This is a genomic window from Thermogemmatispora aurantia, from assembly GCF_008974285.1.
GTDB classification, from domain to species: Bacteria; Chloroflexota; Ktedonobacteria; order Ktedonobacterales; family Ktedonobacteraceae; genus Thermogemmatispora; species Thermogemmatispora aurantia.
In genome coordinates, this window is the sequence record NZ_BKZV01000003.1 from 337,371 (window position 1) to 358,163 (window position 20,793).

The window sequence follows — 20,793 nt, forward strand, 5'->3', positions numbered from 1 at the left end:
TTGCCAAGGCAAAGCCACTGCCGCCAGGCTACCCTGGCTCTTCCAGCTCTGGGCTGCTTTCTGCTACACTTGAGGAAGATGCGTGCTGAAGAAGATGCCATCAGTCCCGGAGGCGCCCAGAGCAACGCGCCTCTTCAGGCTGGAAAGGAAGCAAGTGCATGGCGGAAGTAGATCATACGTATGTGATCGATCCAGAGAATGCAGGCGAGTTAGCCCGCCTGATGCAACAGGATCGGCTGCTGACGGAAGGCATGGGTGGCCTCTTTCCCGAGGGTCAACTCCTGCCGGAAGGCGGGCGAGTGCTCGATCTGGCCTGTGGCCCTGGCGGCTGGGCCTTAGAGGTGGCTTTTCACTACCCTCACGTTGAGGTGATCGGCATCGACATCAGTCCGCTGGTGATTGAGTATGCCCAGGCCCAGGCTCAGTCACGTGGACTGAGGAACGCCCGTTTCCAGGTTGGCAATGTCATGGAGCCGCTGGCTTTCGCCGACGCCTCTTTCGATCTGATTAACGGGCGCGCTCTGTCGGGTTTCATGTTGCCAGCGGCCTGGCCCCGCCTGCTGACTGAGTGTTCCCGTCTGCTCAAGCCTGGCGGCATCTTGCGCCTGACCGAGGGAGAACTTCCCCTGACAACCAGCCCAGCCTACGAGCGTTTTAGCTCCTTGATCGCCGAAGCGTTCCGGCGAGTTGGGCAGAGTTTTTCCCCTGACGGGCGCCATCTCGGTATTACACCAGTGCTGCCACGGATGGTACGCCAGGCCGGCTTTGAGGAAGTACGGCTGCGAGCCAGCGCCATCGAGTGGTCAATGGGAACGGAGATGTATTATCCTATCTTCAAGGATCATCTGGCCGGGATGGAATTGATTCGACCCTTTCTCGTGAAAGTCGGCTTAATCGGTCAAGAGGAGTTAGGAATACTGATTCAGCAGGCACTGGCCGAGATGCAACAAGAGGATTTCTGCGCGCTCTGGACGCTGCTCACCGTCTGGGGACATAAGCCGACGACCACGACCAGCACCACCATATAGAAGAGCTGGCAGTTGCTCGCTGACGGTTGAGCAGCGCGAGTTGCTGAGAACGCGCCGCCCGCTCCAGGGAAGCGCCCCGCCGTCAGCGAGCGGCCCCTTCATTCTCATCCTGGTCGCGCCGGGCACTCTCCACAGCCCCCGCGCGTGATGCGCCCTCCACCTCCAACGCTTAGCAAAAGAAATAGATTGGCCGCAACGGTTCAGGCATTCCTGCCATAAGGAGCGCAAGGAGCGCCGTCCTCAATCGAGGCCCTGCTACAGGATCATAGGGCTGCTTCCCGATGACAAGTCCCTGCTAGACATGCTGCTCAGCAGCACGCTACGCCTGGGGAGAGCCTTTCTTAGAAAGGCAATGAGCATTTATGCAATGTTTAACTCTCACCAAGGGTCATTTATGCGTTATTTATCCATCATGAGCTAAACTCATAGTGTCCGCTCAGAGACGAGCCATTGAGAACGGAGCCAGCCGGCCAGTTGGGTCGTCTCGCCATCTGCCCGACCGTCCCACTGGTCGGCTGGTCGGCTAGCCGAGCGAGATCGTAACAGAGAGAGCATCTTCTTCGGCAGCAAGAAGCACGAACAATGCAACACTCACAGAAAAACGTCTCATCTGCTTCACCCCCTATGCCACGCTCCCCATTCCAGGAGGCTTCTGGTGATAGGCGTCCTACGGGCAGCACGCCGGCCATCGAGCTACGCCAGGTGACCAAGCGCTTCCTCACTCCCCGTGGGCAGACCTATACCGCGCTACGTGACCTGAGCCTGAGCGTGGCCCCGGGCGAGTTCTGTGCGCTCATCGGCCCCACTGGCTGCGGCAAGTCCACGACATTGAGCCTCATCGCCGGGCTGGATAGCCCGAGTGCCGGCTCCGTCCTGGTCATGGGGGAAGAGGTGCATGGCAACGACCCGCGCATCGGCTATGTCTTTCAGACCGACGCCGTCTTCCCCTGGAAGAACGTGCTGCACAACGTGGCCGCCGGTCCCCTCTTTCGTGGCGTCCCCAGGCGGGAAGCTCTGGAGCGCGCCCGCGCCTGGATCGCCCGCGTTGGCCTGGCCGGCTTCGAAGACCGCTATCCGCATCAGCTTTCGGGCGGTATGCGCAAACGTGTGGCCCTCGCCCAAACCTTCATCAACGAGCCACAGATTCTGCTGATGGACGAGCCTTTCAGCGCTCTCGATGTGCAGACACGCACGCTGATGGAGAACGAGCTACTGCAGCTGTGGTCTGCGCTTTCGGCCTCGGTGGTCTTCGTGACCCACGATTTGGAGGAGGCGATCGCTCTCGCCGATCGCGTCTGCGTGCTGACCGCCGGACCGGCTACGATCAAGGGCATCTATACCATCGACCTGCCGCGTCCGCGCAACGTGGCCGAGATCCGCTTTGATCCGCGCTTCGTTCAGCTCTATCACGACATCTGGGAGGACCTCCGCGACGAGGTGATGATCAGCTATGAGCGAGCCAAACACTCTTCTTGAGCGGCAGCAGAGCATTGCTCATCCGACGGCAGAGACGGACAGCGCTGCTTTGGCGGCCCTGGTTCGGCGACGGCGACGCCGGCGCTGGCTCATTAACGCTCTGCGGCTGCTACTGTTGGTGGCGTTGATCGGTGGCTGGGAATTGGGGGCCCGCCTCGGCCTGATCGATTCATTCTTCTGGGGGCGCCCGTCTGGGATCTGGCAGCAGCTTGTGACCTGGGTGGTTCACGGGACCGCTCAGGGACCACTCTGGGTGCAGATCGCTGTGACCCTGGAGGAGGCCCTGCTTGGCTTCTTGATCGGTGTCGTTCTCGGCATCAGCTTCGGCGTTCTCCTGGGTCGTAACGCCTTTCTCGCCGAGCTGCTTGGCCCCTATATTAAGGCTGCCAATTCTATTCCCCGCGTGACCCTGGCGCCGCTCTTCGCCATTGGGCTGGGTCTGGGTAGTCAGTCAAAGGTCGCCCTGGCAGTCGTCCTGGTCTTTTTCATCGTCTTCTTTAATGCCTTCCAGGGCGTGCGCGAGGTCGACCGGAACCTGCTGGCCAACGCCCGCATTCTGGGAGCCAATCGCTGGCAGCTCTTCCGCGAGGTAATCCTGCCTTCGGCGCTCACCTGGATCATCGCCAGCCTGCACACAAGCTTTAGCTTTGCGCTGGTGGGGGCTGTGGTCGGCGAGTTCGTCGGCTCGATCGAGGGCATCGGTCTGATGATCCAGAACGCCGGCGCCACCTTCAATGCCAATGGGGTCTTCGCGGCCATGCTGATTCTGGCCGCAGTCGCCCTGCTCTCGGAGATAGTGATTACCGCCCTGGAGCGGCGTCTCCTGCGCTGGCGCCCGAGCGCCCTGAGCGAGGTCACCCTCTGACACCGCTCCAGTTCTGGGTGGGCAACGCATGCCTTCATCCGGTCTGCAACTGAGGAGTCAGCCAATAATCAAGGTGCGGCAGCACCACAACCCGAAAGTGGCAACGTCTGGGTGCCGGCTGAACCGCCCCATGAATGGAACGGAAGGCACGAAGAGAAAGGAAGGGAAAGACCATGAGTGTCAAGCGACAGTGGCTGCGACAGCCCATGACTGTGCTTATCCTTCTGCTGGCCGCGCTGGCCAGCGCCTGTGGCAGCAGTGCCAGCGGACCAACCGTGAGTAATGGCAAGATCCAGCTCAAGATCATGGTCGGGGGACTGAGCAAGCAGATTTATCTGCCCAATATGCTCACCCAACGGTTGGGCTACTTCGCCCAGGAGGGCCTGGCTGTCACTCTCATCGATGAAGCGTCTGGCCAGTCGGCAGAGGACGAGGTGCTGGCCGGCCAGGTCGATGCAGGCTCTGGCTCCTACAACCACACCATCGAGCTGCAAGCGGCAGGCAAACAAATGGAGTGCGTGGTGCAGCTCGATATCGCCCCGGGCGAGGCCGAAATTGTGGCCACGCGCGAAGCTGGCCAGATCCGCTCGGTCAGCGATCTCAAAGGGAAGAACCTGGGGGTAACCGAGCTGGGTTCGGGAACTCAGACCCTGACAACCGTCCTTCTTCACAAGGTTGGCATCGCCCCCAATCAGGTCCACTTCGTCCCGGTGGGGGCCGGGGACACGTTTATTGCTGCTCTGCAACAGGGCAAGATCGACGCCGGCATGACGACTGAGCCAACTATTTCGCGCATTCTGGCGAGCGGTATCGGCAAGGTCCTGGTCGATCTGCGCACTCCCCAGACCACACAGGCCGCCCTCGGTGGTCCTTATCCCTTTATCTGTGTCTTCATGCGCAACGACTATGTGAATGCTCATAAGGACGTGGTGCAGAAGCTGGTCAATGCCTACGTCAAGACTCTGAAATGGATTCACAGCCATACGGCGGAGCAGATCGCCGACATGATGCCTGCCGACTACTACGCCGGTAATAAGCAGCTGTACGTGACAGCGCTGCAGAACCAGCTTGCGATCTTTAGTCCAGATGGCCTGATGCCCGCTGGCGGCCCCGAGTTTGTGCTGAGTACAGAACAGCAGTCGAATAGCTCGGTACAGGGGAAGCAGATTGACTTGAGCGCGACCTACACCAATGAGTTCGCGAGCAAGGCCAGTTAGTCAGCAGAGAGCAGGAGACGGAGCTGTCTGAGCGCTAGACGGATCGATCACGAGGATCGACATAGTATAATGGATGTCGCTGGCTCTGCCTCTGCCTCGCCGGGCAGGAAGGAGTGGAACGGGAGAGGCCAGGGCAGAGCCAGGGTGATCCGGCTTCCCTCCCAGCAGAGGCACCCGGGTCTCGCTCCTTTGGTCGCTGGCCGGAGACAGGCGAAGCGGGGATCTCCAGATGGCCAGGTAGAGCTTTGGGACACGGGCCCCCTCTCATGGAGAAGCTGGCAAGGTTCAGCGCGGAGGAAAGCAGATGCGGCCCACGGTTCGTCGCTCGCTACTGACTCGTCTGCTCACAGTCTATCTGCTCTTCGTCTTGGTCGTCCTGCTTGGCGGAGTGGGGATCAATACCCTGGTTGAGCAGCGGCTGCGCAGCGACGTCCAGGCTGCCGACCAGGCCCTGGCCGAGGAAATCGCTCGCGAGACGAGCCTGCAACTGTTAGGAGCCGAGCAAGCGCTACAGAGCCTGGGCCGGCTGGTGGTGGAGTCCCAGAGCGAGACTCCCGCTACACTTGAGCGTCTCTTCGAGGCGTGGCACGATGCCCGGAGCGATGTCGACCACGTCTACTGGCTTGATCCTTTCGGGGCGGTGCTGGTAGCCTGGCCCGCGGGCCATGTCACCGCCGGAGCCGAATTTTCGCCGCCCACAGTCGTTGAGCAGGCCCTCAAGAGCAGCCAGCCCGCCTTCGAGGTGGGCATCGTGGGACTGGCTCCCAGCAGGCTGGCAACGCCAGGTGTGATTGTGGCTCAGGCCGTGCGCTCTCAGGGGCACCTGCGCGGCCTGATCGCCGCCAGCTTCTCTCTGGCCGAGTTGAGCCTGCCGCTGGTCAACGTGGTTCAGGCTCAGCAGAGACAGAGCAAGCATCTGATGATTACGGTGATCGATGGGGATGGCGTCGTGGTGGCCGCCTCCGAGCGCGGGCGCCTGCTGGAGACAGCCCTCAGCGAGCTGCCAGGGGCAGCTCTGGCCCTCCAGGGTCAGAGTCTCTCGCGCGCAGGACCAGGGCCGGATGGCCAGGATTGGCTGTTCAGCTCTGTGCCGGTGCCAAAAGTTGGCTGGGCGGTGGTGGTTGAGCGACCAGCGAGGGAGGCCCTGGCCGTCGTCGATCAGTTCCATCTCTGGCTCTTGCTCGTGGCCTTGCTTTTTACACTGGGTGGTCTGTTCTTCTGGCTGCTCCTACACCTGCGCGTCATTCGCCCCCTGCAGGCACTGGCCGGCCAGCATCAGGCCCTGCCAGCCAGTGCCGATGCCATCCCGACTGCCACTCTCCTGCTCGCTCGTCAACGCGACGAGATCGGCGATCTGGCCCGCTCGCTGATCCGCCTGGAGCGTGATGGTTTGCGCAAGCTGAGCGAGCTGCATACTTTGCTGGAGACCTCGAACGCCGTGGTTCGCTCACTTGATCCCCGCGCCGTCATCGAGGAGATCATGCACGAGGTGCAGCGCCTGGTCGATGTCCAGGCGGTGGCGGTCCTTCTGCCCGATGAGCAAGGGGTGCTACGCGTCTTGCAGAGCAGCGGTCACAGCGAGCGCTACGATCGTCTGCTCTCCCTCTCACCCGCGCGCGTCAGTTCGGCGGCAGTACTGGCCCTGCGCAGCGGTCAGCCTGTGCAGAAGTTACTCGATGGCAGCCAGCCCTCCTTCGCCTACGACGACGGCTTCCGCGCTGTTCTGGCCTTGCCCATCATCAGTCATCACGTCGGCAGCGTCGTCCTGGTGGTCCACCGACGGGAGCCGCGCCTCTTCGAGGAGCACGAGGTTCAGTTGCTGTCGACCTTCGCTAACTATGCAACGCTCGCCTGGGAGCACGCTGTGCTCTACGAACGCAGCGATGAACGACTGCGCCAGGTCGCTCAGGAGAATGCCCGCCTCTATCGGCGAGCCACCGAGGAGAAACAGCGGCTGGCGGCCATCATGGAGAGTATGCAGGATGGGCTGCTCCTGTTGGGCACTGACAATCAGATTCTCTACGCCAATCAGGCAGCCTGCACCATCGCCGGTCTCCCGCGAACAGCTCTGGAGGGGAAGCCTATCGCGGCTTTCTATGAGGCTCTGCAGGCTACAGGGGCTGAGGCCGCGGCCTGTGCCCAGGCGCTGAACCAGATCGAGCCAGCGACGTTCCTGCTCGAGAACGGTGAGGGGCGCCAGGCGCGTACGCTGCAGCTGCGACTCTTCGCTGTGCAGAGCGAGACCGGAGAGACGATCGGACGGGGCCTGCTCGTGCGCGATGTCACACGCGAGCGGGAGCTGGATGAGTTTAAGACAACCCTGCTGGCAGCAGTGGGCCATGAGGTGCGCACGCCTCTGGCGGCGATTAAAGGCTACGCTTCGACGCTGTTGCAGCCAGATGTGCTCTGGTCCCCCGAGGAGCAGCAGCAGTTTTTGCAGACCATTCTGCAGGAAGCCGATCGTCTGACACAGCTTGTGCGCAATCTGCTCGATCTTTCACGTCAAGAGGCTGGCCTGTTACAGCTTAGATGCACTCCTGTCGATCCACGTGCGCTGGTGCTGGCGGTTGGCGAACGGATCAAGTCAGGGAGAGCAACGCTGACAGTGGAGATCCCGGCAGGACTGCCACCGGTCCTGGTAGATCGCGGACGGATCGAGATCGTACTCCACAATCTGATCAGTAATGCCCTGCTCTACGGAGCGCGTCAGGTTCAGGTCAAAGCCTGGCGCTCCCCGGACGAAGAGGAGACTCTGATCTTTGCTGTGCTTGACGACGGACCAGGCATTGCCCCCGAGGAGCTGCCGCATATTTTTGAACGTTTCTACCGGGCTTCCCGCGGACGCCGCCAGCATGCTGGAGGAACGGGTCTGGGTCTGGCGATCTGCAAGGCGTTTGTGGAGGCCCACGGAGGGCGCATCTGGGCCCAGAGTAGTCCGCAAGGCACAGCGATGTGCTTTTCGCTGCCGTGCGCCTCGCAGTCGGCATTGACGACGCTGCGCGAGGGAGTCGAAGAAGAGGGAGGCTCCAGCGATGGTTGTAGGAACAGGCAAGGCCAGGCGTATTCTGCTTGCTGAGGATGAGCTGGCCCTGCGGGACTTCGTGAGTCGCAATCTGCGCGTGCGCGGCTTCGAGGTGCTGGAGGCCAGTACCGGCCTGGAAGCGCTGGCGCTCTTTGAACGGGAGCGACCGCACCTGCTGATTCTTGATCTGATGATGCCTCGCATGGACGGGCTGGAGGTCTGCCGGCGCGTGCGCGAGCAGTCGACGGTTCCCATTATCGTGCTGACAGCCCTCGACGCCGAGCGAGACAAGGTGGCCGCCCTGGATTTGGGGGCCGACGACTATTTGACGAAGCCCTTCGGGGTTGAGGAGCTGCTAGCACGGGTGCGGGCCGTCTTGCGACGGACCCAGTGGGAGAGCGGAACGCCTGCGCCACTGGCACTGGGGGCGCGACGCTTCGGAGAGATCGAGGTGGATCTGGACAGACGAACCGTCCGCCGTAGCGGCGAGGAGGTCCGTCTTTCTCCAACGGAGTTTGCTCTCTTGGAACAGCTGGTTACCCAGGCCGGCAAGGTGCTGACACATCGCTGGCTGCTTCAGCGCGTCTGGGGGCCAGAATACGGTGGTGAAGTGGAATACCTGCGGGTCTATCTGAATCGCCTGCGTCAAAAGCTGGAGCCTGACCCGGCCCATCCACGCTACTTGCTGACCGAGCCAGGGGTGGGCTACCGCTTTGTAGCCCCTGGCCCCAAGGTGGAGTAGGAGAGGGCGCTCTGGCAGTTCGCTGCCGCTGTCCTCCCCGCGCCTGGCTGGGGCCAGGCTCACGAGGAGGAGAGGCTCCACCGACAGGTCCAATGCAGATGCTGGTGTAGCTCCTAGACTTCCTGCTGCTATCTCTTGCCCATCTTCTTCCTCTGATCTCTACTCTGCAAGAGGGGAAGATCCATCTGGGGAGCACGTGTGCAGGTACGAGCGCACCTCTGCGGCAGTGCGCAGGTGGAGCGCCTGCTGAGCTACCTGCTGAGCCTTACTCAGCGTCCAGCGACGAATCGCTTGCTTGCAGCGAGGGATGGCCCTGGGCGCCATGCTCAGCTCATCGATACCCAGTCCCAGCAAGAGGGGCAATGCAAGCGGCTCGCTCGCCAGTTCGCCACAGATCTCCACGCGACGTTGGCGACGGTGAGCAGCCTCAATAGTAAGCTGGAGCAGACGGAGGATCGCTGGATGGAAAGGATCAGCCAGGGAGGCTGTGCCCTCGTTCGTGCGATCGGCGGCCAGAACATACTGCGTGAGATCGTTGGTGCCCAGGCTGAAGAAGTCAACGACTTCGGCCAGAGCGTCAGCGAGCAGGGCCGCAGCCGGCACTTCGATCATGATGCCAAGCTCCACCCGCTCAGCCAGCGCCTGCCCTTGCTGGCGTAGCTCCTCTTCTACTTCGTGCACGAGCCGACGCAGGGTCTCAACTTCCTCATAGCTGCTCACCATTGGGAAGAGAATACGCAGCTCCTGGCCCGCGCCCGCGCGGAGCAAGGCCCGCAGCTGGGTGCGCAGGAGTGGCAGATGCTTCAATCCCAGACGTATCCCGCGTACACCCAGAAAAGGGTTGGTTTCGCGCGGTAGGGACAGATAAGGGGCTGGTTTGTCCCCTCCGATGTCAAAGGTACGGAAGACGACAGGCGCCGGATGGACAGCTTCGATGAGGGCGCGATAGATCTCTCGTTGCTCCTCCTCGCTGGGCGCCTGTTGACGATCCAGGAAAAGGAATTCGGTGCGCAGGAGACCAATACCTTCGGCCCCAAAGGCTTGCACAGCGGCCACCTCCTCTGGAGCCTGGATGTTGGCCCGCACTGGATAGCATCGACCATCTCTGGTACAGGCTGGCTGCTGCCTGGTTTCCACCGCCAGACTGGCCTGGCGCTGGAGCCATTGCGCCTGCTGCTGATAGTGAACCAGGGCCTCAGCCTCTGGCTCTGCAATGACGAGGCCCTGCTCTCCATCCACGATGATTAGCTGGCCGGGGCGCAAAACTTCCAGGTTGTCTCCCAAACCCACCACCGCTGGCACTCCCAAGGCTTTGGCCAGAATGGCAACATGGGAGGTCGGTCCGCCCTGGGCCGTGCAGAAAGCCAGCACGCGATCTCGCGGGCAACGCACGATCGCTGAAGGGGTCAGCTCGCGCGCGACGATGACCACCGGCTCGCTCAGCTGAAGGCTCTCTTCGGCCTGCCCCGTCAGATGACGGAGCACGCGCTGGGCCACATCCTCTAGATCGAGGACCCGGGCTTGCAAATACTCACTCTGGGCCGTTTGCAGCTGTTGAATATAGTGCTGAAATGCCGCTTGCCAGGCAGAGGCAGCGCCCTGTTGATGACGGATGCGCTCCTGCACCTGCTGCAGTAACTCGGGATCTTGTAAAAACAGCTCGTGAGCAGAGAAGATAGCCGCCTCTTTGGGGCCAACAGCTCTGCTGGCCTCCTCGGCCAGGAGTCGGATTTCCTGGCGGGCCGCAGCCAGGGCCGCTTCGAGACGTGCCAGCTCTGTCGCCTCATCCTGGCCCCTTTCCACGTCGACTTTGACCAGCGACGGTTCATAGCGGTAGACAGGACCGAGAGCAATCCCGGGGGAGGCCGCTATGCCACGGATTCGCTTCTCACTCATTGCTTACTTGCTCCTGCTGCTCAGCCTCCTCGGCTTCGCCGAAATTGCTGGCGATGAGCCGGGCAATGGTCTCTACGGCCTCTTGTTCGTCTGCCCCCTCGGCAGCGATGCGCAGCCGATCATGGCGCTGGATGCCGATCGACAAGACCGTCAGTGGACTTTTGGCATTCACCGGCTTGCTACCTTGCGTCAGGTTTTCAATGGTGATTGTCGATGAGAAGGCCGCTGCTGTTTTTGCCAGCAGCGTGGCTGGACGGGCATGCAGGCCGTCACGATAGGCAACCACTACTTCTGTTGATGCAGCCAAACCTATCCCCTTTCCTGCTCAGCTGGACTGATCTGAGGCCGCTGGAGGCCACTATCCACGATCAGCCAGGCGCTGGGTAAGATTAATCACGCCTTCTTTTGCGGCCTGAATGGCGATAGGCGTGAGATCGCGCAAGCTCATATATTCTCGTTGCACAAGAATTTCCAGTAGCATGGGAAGATTGACGCCGCAGATGACTTGCGTCCCTTGCAGCGCCAATTGCAGGGAGGCACTGGCAGGATTGCCTCCCAGGATATCGATGAGGATGAGCACCTCGCCAGCGCCCATCACCTCGTGAACCGCGGCTTCGACCTCCCGTTTGAGCTGTTCTAGAGAGCCACCAGCGGGCATGCCAATGGCCACGAAGTGCTCCTGGGGGCCAGCGATCATCTCCACCGCATCCTTTAATCCGGCGGCTAACGAGCCATGTGAAACAAGGACGACACCAATCACGCAGCCATTCCTCTCTTCTCAAGGCAGCCCAGAGGCACAGCCTATGAAGAAGCCTCAGCAATCACATGAACACCTGCCTCATGCTTTGAGAGAGGCCACAGGTGGGAGGCAGCTCCGGCCTGCCCTCTTCTCTCCGCTCTCTGTCCCTGCCGGACGTCTGCCGCTATGGAAGAAGAGCCGACTGGTTCCTCCCTCTTTGCGCTCGACCGGGAGCTGAACCTCGGTCAGGCAGCCCTCCGGCTCATCCCCGTATTGCAGGAGCAGATGACGATAGGGACCAGCGACAGCATAGCCATGTGCCTCAATCCAGGTAGCCAGCGACTGGTAGACCTCGCTCAGGCCATAAGGGTCCCCCCGGTACAGCAATGTGGCGGCAGTGACCGCCGGCAGCTCGCGAATGGTGATGTGGCCGCCGCTGCGCTCGACAATATTGCCGAGCGAGGAGCCTTCGACCGGGATGGCCACCTCCACCAGGCTGCCCTCGCCTTCTCCGCCATTGGCATCCAGCGTCAATAGCAGGATGTGCTCGCCCGGCTTCACTCCGCTGTCCTTTAAAAACTGCAACATCTGCCTGGCAAAGCGCAGTTGGAGTGTGACGCTGGGAGCAGTGGTACGGCTGGCAGCTACCAGCTGCGGCTTGAGGCGCTTCAGTACAACCTCGTAACTGGTCTGCTGGCCATCGAGCACAAGCTGTTTGAGACGGGCCTCAATACGCGCCTGCCGCTCCTGCTCGATGAGAATCTGCTGCTGAACTTCTGCGAGCCGCTGCTGGAGCACGACGCGAAGCTGCTCAGGGGTCACCTGCTCGTCCAGCAACTGGACAATCTGAGCAAGTTCAAAGCCCATCTCCTTGAGATCGAGGATGCGATGAAGGCGCGTGAGCTGTTCAACGGCATAGTAGCGGTATCCCGTGAGGGTATCAACCTGCACCGGCTTGAGCAATCCGATCTCGTCATAGTAGCGCAGGGTCCGCATAGAGACCTGGCCGAGCCTGGCAAAATCGCTGATCTTGAGCACCAGCTTGCTCCCCTCCTTCCTCGTCTCTGAGGAGGCACGTTGGCCTGGCATCCATAGAAAGCTCAGGCGCTTCTCCTCCCTCTAGGATAAACATTGCCGCGACGTGAAAGTCAAGGTAAGGAGAGAGCTAGTGGCAGACCAGCCGGAGCCGACGCAGCTCTTCCGCTGGCGCCAGCTCTTCTCTCCACTGCGCTGACGGCTAACTCCGGGCGAGTAGCAGCGCTCCGAAGAAGAAAGAGCCTGGCGACCGCTTGACTTTCACACGACGGCAAAGTTTATCCTAGTAGCAAGCAGGCTCTTCCGTCCGACTCGGGTCCAGTCTAGGGGAGAGCAGAACGGCAGCAGCTTCGCTGAGCCAGGACGGCGCCGGCCAGGCCCCAGCTCTACAAGGCGCCCACCTGATGCCTGGCTGCTCGTCAGGTCTAGCGGAGCGGCGAGAGATCTCCGCTGCCCAGGGCCGAGGCCGGATAGACGGAAGAGCCAGCGCAGAACAAGAGTAGGCGAGTGAGACGAGAGCCGCGGTGATCAGCGCAGCGCGTCGCCTTGCCCGCCCTCCCGACTCTGGAGAGATCCGCTGTGGCTTCATCAGAAGCGCCGTTTCAGCTCAAAGATTTGCTGACGCCGGCCACGATTCGCCTGCATGTTGCAGCCAGCGATCCGGGGCAGGTCATCCGCGAGGCTGGCCAATTGTTGCTGGCCAGCGGCGCCATCGAGGAGCGCTACATCGAGGCCATGCAGCAGGCCCTGCAGACCTACGGCCCTTATATGGTGATTGTGCCTGGCGTGGCGCTCTTACATGCACGCCCGAGCGATGGCGTGAAACGTCCCTGCATCAGCCTGCTGACGCTGGAGCCTCCTGTGCCCTTCGGCAACGAGGACAATGACCCGGTGAAAATCGCCATTGCCTTCGGGGCGGTTGACCGTCAGAAGCACTTGCAGGCACTCACCATGCTGACCCAACTCTTGGCGAATGAGCAGGCGCTCTCAGCGATTCAGGCCAGTACCTCCGCCGAGGAAGTGATGCACATCATTGCGGCTGCGTCGCCCGCTTAGTGAGCGAAGGCGCCTGAGCTGATCAGGGGGAATGCACTGTGAAGATCTTAGCTGTCTGTGGCATGGGATTTGGCAGCAGCCTGGTTCTGCGCATGACCATCGAGGACGTTCTCAAGGCGGCCGGTCTCAAGGCCCAGGTTGTTGTGAGCGATATCGGGACTGCGCGCTCGGAGCAGGCTGACATTATTGTCACTTCTGCCGAATTTGCACGCTTGTTAGCCGATAGAGGCATCCCTATCGTCGTTATCAAGAACTATGTCGACCGAAAGGAGATGAAAGAGAAACTGCTGCCCTTGGTGAAAGGCAGCTGATGCTGAGGCTCAACTCAGCGCGAGCAGGTGTCTTCAGCGAACAAGCAATGTTGTGGCCTGGAGAGAGACCTCCAGGCTCTCTCGTTAGCTAGCCAGCCAGAAGAAGGATGGTGAACGATGAACATTGTGCTTGCGATCGTTCAGTTCATTGTCTCGGAGATTTTGAGCAAGCCACCACTGCTGGTGGGATTGATTGCCCTTCTGGGTTTACTGGTGCTACGGCGCCCCGTAAGCGAATTGATTGCAGGAACGCTCAAGACCATCGTGGGCTTTTTGATTCTGACAGGCGGAGCCACTATTTTGATCGGTGCCCTGGCGCCGCTGGGAACGATGGTGCAGGCTGGTTTTCACCTGCAGGGCGTAGTACCAACCAACGAGGCGATTGTCAGCCTGGCCCAAAAAGCCTTTGGCGCCCCAACCGCGCTCATCATGGCGTTCGGTTTTCTGGTCAACCTGATTTTAGCACGCCTGACCCCGGTGAAGTTTGTCTTTCTGACCGGTCATCATCTCTTCTACATGGCCACGGTGCTGGCCGTGGTTCTGGGCAGCGCGGGCATCACGGGCGTCCATCAGGTCATACTGGGCGCGCTGATGCTGGGAACGATTGGGACAGTGATGCCGGCCCTGGTCCATCCCTTTACGCGCAAGGTGACGCGTGATGCCGGCTTCGCCCTGGGTCACTTCAATACGTTCGGTTATATTACGTCGGGACTGGTGGGCAAGCTGGTGCGCCGCCTGGGAGCGCCGCGAGCCAGCGCCGAGGATCTGGCAGTGCCAGAGGGGATCTCCTTCCTTCGCGACTCGCTGGTGATGACCACACTGACAATGGTGATTATTTATCTGGTCCTGGCCATTATTGCTGGACCAGCGGCGCTGGCGCAGGCCGCGGGCGGCGGAAACTATATCATGTATGCCTTGACCCAGGCTCTGACCTTTGGGGCGGGCGTGGCCATTATCCTGGTCGGGGTGCGCATGATCCTGGCGGAGATTGTGCCGGCTTTCCGCGGTATCGCGGAGAAGGTGGTGCCCAATGCTTTGCCCGCCCTGGATTGCCCAACGACTTTCCCCTTTGCGCCGAATGCGGTCTTGATCGGCTTCATCATGAGCTTGCTGGGTGGTATCGTAGGTCTGTTCTTGATGGGACCGCTGGGCCTGGCCCTGATTATTCCCGGTATGGTACCCCACTTCTTCGACGGCGGCACCTCCGGCGTCTATGGCAATTCTACCGGCGGCTGGCTGGGAGCCGTCGTCGGCGCCTTCATCAATGGCCTGCTGATTACGCTCCTGCCGGCCTTGCTGCTGGCCTTCATGGGATCATTCGGCCTGGCCAACACGACCTTTGGGGATACCGACTTCTGCCTGGCTGGCATTATCACCGGTCTGGGAGCCAAGGCGGGCTTCTTCGGTTCCTATGCCGTAGTGGTAGTGCTGACCATTGTACTCCTGGCTCTGGCTTCGTTCGTGACGCTGCGCATTACGCCACGCAGCGGACTACAAGAGGAGACGCCCGCAACGGCTCAGGAGACCGCTGAGACGACCGCCTGAGCTGAGCAGGTTGCTAGAAAGCCGGCTGTGCGTGAGGGCTTGCTCGTTCGCTCTGTTCTGCTCTGCTTCTGCCGACGGAGCACAAGCAAGCCCTCTTTGTATTGTGTGTTGTCTGCTCCTCTATATGAGTTGGGGACACTGGCAGGCGTACGCCTTTGCCTCGTTCACAACGCTCCTGGCCATTGCCTGCCTGCGGATCACGCTCCCACTGCTGCGACGAGCGTAGGGCAGGGACAGGAGCGCCCTTGTGGTGAGGGGAGGTGGGAAGGGGCAAAGAGCGCCACCTCTTCGGTGATCAGCGCAAGGACTGGGCGACGAGGCCGCTGAAGACGCTCCGGGCCTACAGGCAGCACAGCGCCCGTTTTAGGCTGTTGCCTCCCTCTTCTCGCGCTATCCCTCTCCGTCTCTGTGCCGCTCCCGCAGACTAATGGCCCCCAGCAGACCCGTCAGCTGTTATCTTATTGAGCATCGAAGGTGTCAGGGTCAGGACCAAGACGCACGCCTGTATCGAGAGCTGAAATAGCTGCCATCTCCTCCTGACTCAATTCGAAATCAAAGATCAGAAAGCAGAAGAGGGAAGAGCACCTGGGGCCAGCCCTGCCTGGGTACAGGCAGGGGAGAGGCTAACCTTCGAGTCTAGCTATTTCCCCTGCCCAGTGGACCCTGACGTGGTGGCCCACACGACTCTCGAACGACCAGCGAGGTCGCCAGCTCCACGTGATGCGTCTCCAGCGTCTGACCGGCGATCAGGCGCAGCAACATCTCCGCCGCCATGCGTCCCATCTCCTCCAAAGGCTGGCGGATCGTTGTCAATGGTGGCGCCATATGGGCCGAGTAAGTCACATCATCGAAGCCGATGACGCTCATCTCTTCGGGAATGCGAATATGGCGCCGGTAGAGCGCCTGGTAGACCCCCGCTGCCTGGGCATCGTTCCCCGCAAAGATGGCGGTCGGCGGGTCCGGCAGATCAAGGAGCGCTTCCGTCTGCCGAATGCCATCACCCAGCAGGTAGCTTCCTTCACAGATCAAGGCCGGATCAACGGCGATTCCCGCCTGCTCCAGAGCCTCACGATAGCCAGCCAGGCGCGCCCGCGAAGTCGTCAGATGGAGCGGACCGGTGATGATGCCGATGCGCCGGTGGCCCAGCGAGAGCAGATACTCCGTAGCGGTATAGCCACCAAGCCAGATCGTCGAGCCGATCGTCGGGAAGGCCGTCGTCGGCTCGTTGCGATCGCCAATGGCCACAAAAGGAATGCCCTGCTCCAAGAGCGTATCAGCAATTCCGACCCGCTCATAGGGAAGCAAGAGAAGAACGCCATCGCTCGACTGATCAAGGATGCGCCGCAGCCAGAGCCGCTCCGTCGTCTCATCCTCGTTGGTCGCAAAGACCACGAGGCGGTAGCCACTCTGCTCCAGCACCTCTTGTACGCCCTGCATAATGCCGAGGTCGTAGCCACCCTCCAGACGCATCAGCACCAGGTCGATCAGGCCGCTGCGGCCTTTGCGCAGATGACGCGCAGCATGGTTCTGGACATAATCGCTCTGCTCGATCAGACGCTGGATGCGAGCACGTGTCTTCTCACCGACGCCAGGCCGCTGATTCAGAACCTTGGAGACGGTGGTGGTCGAGACGCCTGCGCGCCTGGCGATCTCTACCATAGTTAAGCGCTTTGGTCGTTTTGGTTCCAGTGTTGGCCCCTCCCCTGTTCCACTAGGGTAAACGATAACTCAAATAGGTTATTTCAATGGTACCATGCCCCGCCCAACGTGTCAACGCACTATCTGGAAGCAGAGAAGAGCCAGCGAGGCCGGCGTACGGCCTCAAGCGCCCGCCAGATCAGAGAAAACGAGTGCTCAACTTCCCCTTGACAATCGGCTGTTTCTATGCTACCTTCTACCTCAGAAGGCAGAGTAAACGTTAACCTTACGTTGCCTCGGCTCACCCCAGCTCGTCAACGCTTGACGGGAGCCAGCGCCTGCCAATGTTTGCCAGCGACAGATACGCTTAAGGAGGTCACTCAGCTATGGCGCTCTTTGCTTCTCCCCCACCAAGACCAACACGCTCATCCTGAGCCACCCTCACCTATATCGCTTGCCTCGCTTCCGCTTCTGCCCGCCGTCTCCTGACCAGGTCAGCGTGGCCGAGCGCAGCAGGCCCTCTTTTCCCTCTGGCTCAGCCGGGATCATGCGCCTGCTATGGGCAGGATGTACCTGATTAGGACGTCCGCATGGCAGGTCGTAGAGGCATCATGTCTATTTGACAAGGAGGTTATCCTATGAGCACGCAAGGACCAGGGTCCCCCTTGAATCGCCGTCGCTTCTTGCAGCGCTCGCTGGCGCTGGGGGCCGGCGTCGCGGGCTTAGAGCTACTCGCCGCCTGTGGCGGTGCTAGCAGCACGACTACTACCGTGAGCGCCACCGTCAATACCCTTCCTCCCTCGACCAATCCCGGGGCCGTCTATGTCTTCAACCAGGTTGTCAAAGACTTTGAGCAGGCTTATCCCCACGAGCATATCATCGGCAAGAACGACCCCTACGACCCCACAACCTACTTCGCTAAACTGGCCGCCGGCCAGCTTGAAGACGGCATTCAAAGTTATTTCACCGAGCCACCCTTGCTCATCGCTCGTCACGCTGTGGCCGATATCACCAGCCTGGCCAAAAGCTGGCCCTCGTTCAAGGACTATATCCCCAGCATCGCCTCGATCGTGACCCGTGGTGGCCGCGTCTATGGAATTCCGGTCAATGGCTACGTGCTTGGCATCTTCTATAATCGCAAGCTGTTCCAGGGAGCTGGCCTTGATCCTGACAAGCCACCCACGACCTGGGAAGAGTTCCGCGGCTATGCGAAACAGCTTACCAGTTCGCAGGTGGCCGGTTTTGCGGAAACGAGCACGGCCAACCAGGGCGGCTGGCATTTCACCAACTGGATGTATACCGCTGGCGGCGATATGGAGTCTTCCGATGGCACAAAGGCCGTCTTCAATAGTCCCCAGGGGGTGAGCGTGCTGAATTTCCTGAAGGCCATGCGCTTCACCGATCGCTCGATGACGCAGCAGCAGCTGTTGACTCAGGCTGATACGCTGCAGCTGCTGGCAACCGGCAAGGTGGCGATGGTGGTGATGGCCCCGGATCAGCTCAATGCACTGCAGGCGCAGTACCAGGCCAACTTGAAGGATTTCGGCATTGGCCCAATGCCTCAGCATGGCGGCAACGCGGCGCTGACCGGTGGCAATCTCTGGGTCTTCAACCCGAAGTCGACCCCCGAGGTGATTAAAGCCGCCTTCGACTATGTGATTTATTCGAATTTCAATCTGGACGTTGTTGAGCGGAGTCTGGCTGAGCAAGCTGCTGCCGGTCAGGCTGTGGGTGCTCCAACGGCGGTGCTTTTCCAGGGAGCTTTTCAGCAGCAGCTCTCGGCGCTCTATCGCAAGTATGCCACAGTGCCTTTGGAAAACTATACTGCCTTCATGAATGCGCAGTTGCAGCTCCGCCCGGAGCCGCGCAACCAGACGCAGAAGATGTATGCCACCCTCGACCCGGTCATGCAGGCGATTCTGACCGATCCGAAAGCCGACCCGGAAACGCTGCTGAACCAGGCCGCCCATCAGTTTCAGCAGATTCTCGATCAGTCAAGCGCGTCTTAGGGAAGGCTTGCCCGCCCGCGCTGTCTCTGCGCCGTGCGCCAGCGCAGTGCCGTTAGAAGGTCTGGGCCAGGGGCGCTGCGCCGGCCCGGCGCGCTGAAGGAGGGCCTCATGTCACGTTCTTCGTCATCACCATCGCCGCTGTCGCCCCCTCGCGAGCCGGCGCCGGCCTTGATGTCAGGCGCAGGACTGCTGGCTGCCCGCGGGGAGCAGGCTCACCGGCGCCTGGGTCCGCTCAGTCGTCGGCTCTGGGCACTCTGGCGCCAGGTCCAGGGCTATCTCTTTCTCTTGCCGGCGCTCCTGATCTTTGCGCTCTTCGTCTGGTATCCGGTGGTGCTGGGCTTTGTGATGAGCTTTCAGAGCGTTGACCTGATTAATCCCGCGACCTGGGTCGGCTGGGCCAACTATCGCCACGTCTTCGCCGATCCCCTCTTCGCTATCGCCTGGCGCAATACGCTGGCGTTTACCGGCTATGCCTTGCTCTTTGGTTACGTGGTGCCGCTGGTGCTGGCACTGGCCATTAATGAGATGCGTCACGGCAAGAGCTATTTCCGCCTGGCCTTCTACTTGCCAGTCATGCTGCCGCCGATTGTGACGGTCTTTTTGTGGCGCTGGATGTACGACCCTGACTCGGGCTTGCTGAATGCGCTCTTGAGCCTGGTCCATCTGCCAGGCCGGCTCTGGCTGGAAGATCCGCAGACCGCGCTCCCCGCGCTGGTGGCGGTGGCAACCTGGAGCGCCGCCGGCTCGACGATGCTGGTTTATCTCGCCGCCCTGCAGGGAGTGCCAGCCTCACTCTACGAGGCGGCGGAGATCGATGGGGCCGGTTTCTGGCGCCGTCTCTGGCATGTGACACTGCCTTGCATTCGTCCAATTATGTTGCTGATGCTGGTACTGCAGATCATTGCGACCATGCAGGTCTTTATTGAGCCGTTTACGATCACCGATGGCGGCCCCCAGCACGCCACGCTGAGTATCTTGCTGCTGATCTACACCTACGCATTCCAGAATGCGGATTTCGGCGAGGCCAGTGCCCTTAGCGTGCTGCTCTTCCTGGTGCTGGCCGCGTTTGGACTGATCTACCTGCGCCTGACGAGTCACATGCTGCAAGGAGATTGATGATGGTCACGGAGTACAATGAGCCGCTTCTTGAGCAGGAGCCAGGCTCTGACCAGCACCGTCAGAGAGCTTCAGCAGATGGGCTGGCCCGGTCCCTCCTCGGACGCGGGTGGCGCTGGCGTCGCTCTGCTGCAGAGGCCTCTAGCTCATCTGAGGCCAGCGGCGAGCGCACGCTGCTTTCGCCCCTGATGCTGCGGCGCCCGCTGGTGCGCTTCTGCTATTGGGTGGTCTTTCTGCTGTTACTTGTGGGCACGCTGACGACGCTGGGACCGCTCTACTGGATGGTGAGCGGGGCCTTGAAGTCGAATGTGGAGATCTTCCAGAGGCCTCCAACGTTCTGGCCCGCTCATCCGCAATGGAGCAACTATAGCAATGCGTGGCAGATTCTGCAGCTTCCGCTCTATCTAGGAAATTCGCTGATGCTGGCCGCGGGGGCAGTGCTGCTGCAGTTGTTGGTCTCCGCGACGGCAGCTTATGCCCTCTCTAAACTGCGCCCCTGGGGACGGAGCGCGATTCTGTTCGCCTTCTTTGCGACCTTGATGGTGCCCCCGGTCGTCTATTTGATCCCGCAGTTTGTGAACATCAGCGATCTGCCCCTGATCCACGTCTCGCTGATCAATAACTGGGCCGGGGTCTGGCTGCCGGAGGCGGCTAACGCTTTCAATATTCTGATCCTGAAGAGCTTCTTCGATACCATTCCCGGCGAGCTGACCGATGCGGCCCGCCTGGATGGGGCCAGTAGCTGGCAGGTTTTTACACGCATCGTGTTACCCCTCTCTCGCCCAGCTCTAGCGGTGATCACGATTTTTACGGTGATCGCTTCCTGGAAAGATTTCCTCTGGCCGCTGCTGGTGCTTTCGAATAGCAATCTGCAGCCGTTGATGGTGGCTCTCTATCATGAGTCGGGCCTTAACGCTAATCTGCCGTTTAGCTATCTGATGGCCGGCCTGGTCTTCGCCAGTCTTCCACCCATCCTGCTGTTCTTGCTCTTCCAGCGCCAGATTATTCGTGGAGTCAATTTGACTGGCTTGAAGGGCTAGCTAGCCCTCTGGCCAGCCAGGTGCTCTCTGGTAAGGCGCTGCCAGAGCGATAGCAGAC

General features: G+C 60.8%; 17 protein-coding genes. 12 read left to right on the forward strand and 5 right to left on the reverse strand.

Annotated elements, in window-relative coordinates:
- The first annotated feature begins 158 nt into the window (after positions 1 to 158).
- From KTAU_RS11125 to KTAU_RS11150, 6 genes are all read left to right on the forward strand, one after another.
- Entirely contained in the window at positions 159 to 1,028 is an 870-nt protein-coding gene (locus tag KTAU_RS11125; RefSeq protein ID WP_151728456.1) for a class I SAM-dependent methyltransferase, read from the forward strand.
- 624 nt (positions 1,029 to 1,652) lie between these two features.
- Positions 1,653 to 2,504 (forward strand): ABC transporter ATP-binding protein, encoded by an 852-nt coding sequence (locus tag KTAU_RS11130; protein WP_151728727.1) that lies wholly within the window; start codon positions 1,653 to 1,655, stop codon positions 2,502 to 2,504.
- Entirely contained in the window at positions 2,479 to 3,369 is an 891-nt protein-coding gene (locus tag KTAU_RS11135) for an ABC transporter permease (protein ID WP_151728457.1), read from the forward strand. Before KTAU_RS11130 ends, KTAU_RS11135 begins: the two co-directional genes overlap by 26 nt.
- A gap of 173 nt (positions 3,370 to 3,542) precedes the next feature.
- Positions 3,543 to 4,586: an ABC transporter substrate-binding protein gene (locus tag KTAU_RS11140; RefSeq protein WP_228026410.1), complete on the forward strand. Its 1,044-nt coding sequence runs from the start codon at positions 3,543 to 3,545 to the stop codon at positions 4,584 to 4,586.
- A 304-nt stretch (positions 4,587 to 4,890) separates the two neighbouring features.
- Entirely contained in the window at positions 4,891 to 7,662 is a 2,772-nt protein-coding gene (locus tag KTAU_RS11145) for an ATP-binding protein (RefSeq protein ID WP_151728458.1), read from the forward strand.
- Entirely contained in the window at positions 7,619 to 8,350 is a 732-nt protein-coding gene (locus tag KTAU_RS11150) for a response regulator (protein ID WP_151728459.1), read from the forward strand. Before KTAU_RS11145 ends, KTAU_RS11150 begins: the two co-directional genes overlap by 44 nt.
- A 159-nt stretch (positions 8,351 to 8,509) precedes the next feature.
- On the opposite strand, the gene ptsP is transcribed toward KTAU_RS11150, so the two are convergent.
- The 4 genes from ptsP to KTAU_RS11170 all read right to left on the reverse strand — a co-directional run bounded on the left by ptsP (position 8,510) and on the right by KTAU_RS11170 (position 12,023).
- Positions 8,510 to 10,246: a phosphoenolpyruvate--protein phosphotransferase gene (gene ptsP, locus KTAU_RS11155; RefSeq protein ID WP_151728460.1), complete on the reverse strand. Its 1,737-nt coding sequence runs from the start codon at positions 10,244 to 10,246 to the stop codon at positions 8,510 to 8,512.
- A complete protein-coding gene (locus KTAU_RS11160) occupies positions 10,239 to 10,553 on the reverse strand; it encodes an HPr family phosphocarrier protein (RefSeq protein WP_170293225.1) in 315 nt (104 codons plus the stop codon). Before KTAU_RS11160 ends, ptsP begins: the two co-directional genes overlap by 8 nt.
- Before the next feature lie 51 nt (positions 10,554 to 10,604).
- Positions 10,605 to 11,006, reverse strand: coding sequence for a PTS sugar transporter subunit IIA (locus KTAU_RS11165; RefSeq protein ID WP_151728461.1), 402 nt, complete (start codon positions 11,004 to 11,006; stop codon positions 10,605 to 10,607).
- A gap of 78 nt (positions 11,007 to 11,084) precedes the next feature.
- On the reverse strand, positions 11,085 to 12,023 hold the full coding sequence (locus tag KTAU_RS11170) for a MerR family transcriptional regulator (RefSeq protein WP_170293226.1): 939 nt from the start codon (positions 12,021 to 12,023) through the stop codon (positions 11,085 to 11,087).
- A 576-nt stretch (positions 12,024 to 12,599) separates the two neighbouring features.
- Between KTAU_RS11170 and KTAU_RS11175 the strand changes: the two genes are divergently transcribed.
- The 3 genes from KTAU_RS11175 (at position 12,600) to ulaA (ending at position 14,932) form a co-directional block, all read left to right on the forward strand.
- Positions 12,600 to 13,076, forward strand: a complete 477-nt coding sequence (locus tag KTAU_RS11175) for a PTS sugar transporter subunit IIA (RefSeq protein WP_228026411.1) — start codon at positions 12,600 to 12,602, stop codon at positions 13,074 to 13,076.
- 38 nt (positions 13,077 to 13,114) lie between these two features.
- Positions 13,115 to 13,387 carry a PTS sugar transporter subunit IIB gene (locus tag KTAU_RS11180; RefSeq protein WP_052891458.1) on the forward strand — a complete coding sequence of 91 codons (273 nt, stop codon included), beginning with the start codon at positions 13,115 to 13,117 and terminating at the stop codon, positions 13,385 to 13,387.
- A 117-nt stretch (positions 13,388 to 13,504) separates the two neighbouring features.
- On the forward strand, positions 13,505 to 14,932 hold the full coding sequence (gene ulaA / locus KTAU_RS11185) for a PTS ascorbate transporter subunit IIC (RefSeq protein WP_151728463.1): 1,428 nt from the start codon (positions 13,505 to 13,507) through the stop codon (positions 14,930 to 14,932).
- A 636-nt stretch (positions 14,933 to 15,568) separates the two neighbouring features.
- Here the strand turns inward: ulaA and KTAU_RS11195 are convergent.
- On the reverse strand, positions 15,569 to 16,591 hold the full coding sequence (locus tag KTAU_RS11195; protein ID WP_151728464.1) for a LacI family DNA-binding transcriptional regulator: 1,023 nt from the start codon (positions 16,589 to 16,591) through the stop codon (positions 15,569 to 15,571).
- 617 nt (positions 16,592 to 17,208) lie between these two features.
- On the opposite strand from KTAU_RS11195, the gene KTAU_RS11200 reads away from it, so the two are divergent.
- From KTAU_RS11200 to KTAU_RS11210, 3 genes are all read left to right on the forward strand, one after another.
- Complete coding sequence (locus KTAU_RS11200) at positions 17,209 to 18,579, forward strand: ABC transporter substrate-binding protein (protein WP_151728465.1); 1,371 nt, start codon at positions 17,209 to 17,211, stop codon at positions 18,577 to 18,579.
- 108 nt (positions 18,580 to 18,687) lie between these two features.
- Positions 18,688 to 19,695: a carbohydrate ABC transporter permease gene (locus KTAU_RS11205; RefSeq protein ID WP_151728466.1), complete on the forward strand. Its 1,008-nt coding sequence runs from the start codon at positions 18,688 to 18,690 to the stop codon at positions 19,693 to 19,695.
- Positions 19,695 to 20,735, forward strand: a complete 1,041-nt coding sequence (locus tag KTAU_RS11210) for a carbohydrate ABC transporter permease (protein ID WP_228026412.1) — start codon at positions 19,695 to 19,697, stop codon at positions 20,733 to 20,735. Before KTAU_RS11205 ends, KTAU_RS11210 begins: the two co-directional genes overlap by 1 nt.
- Positions 20,736 to 20,793: the final 58 nt, after the last annotated feature.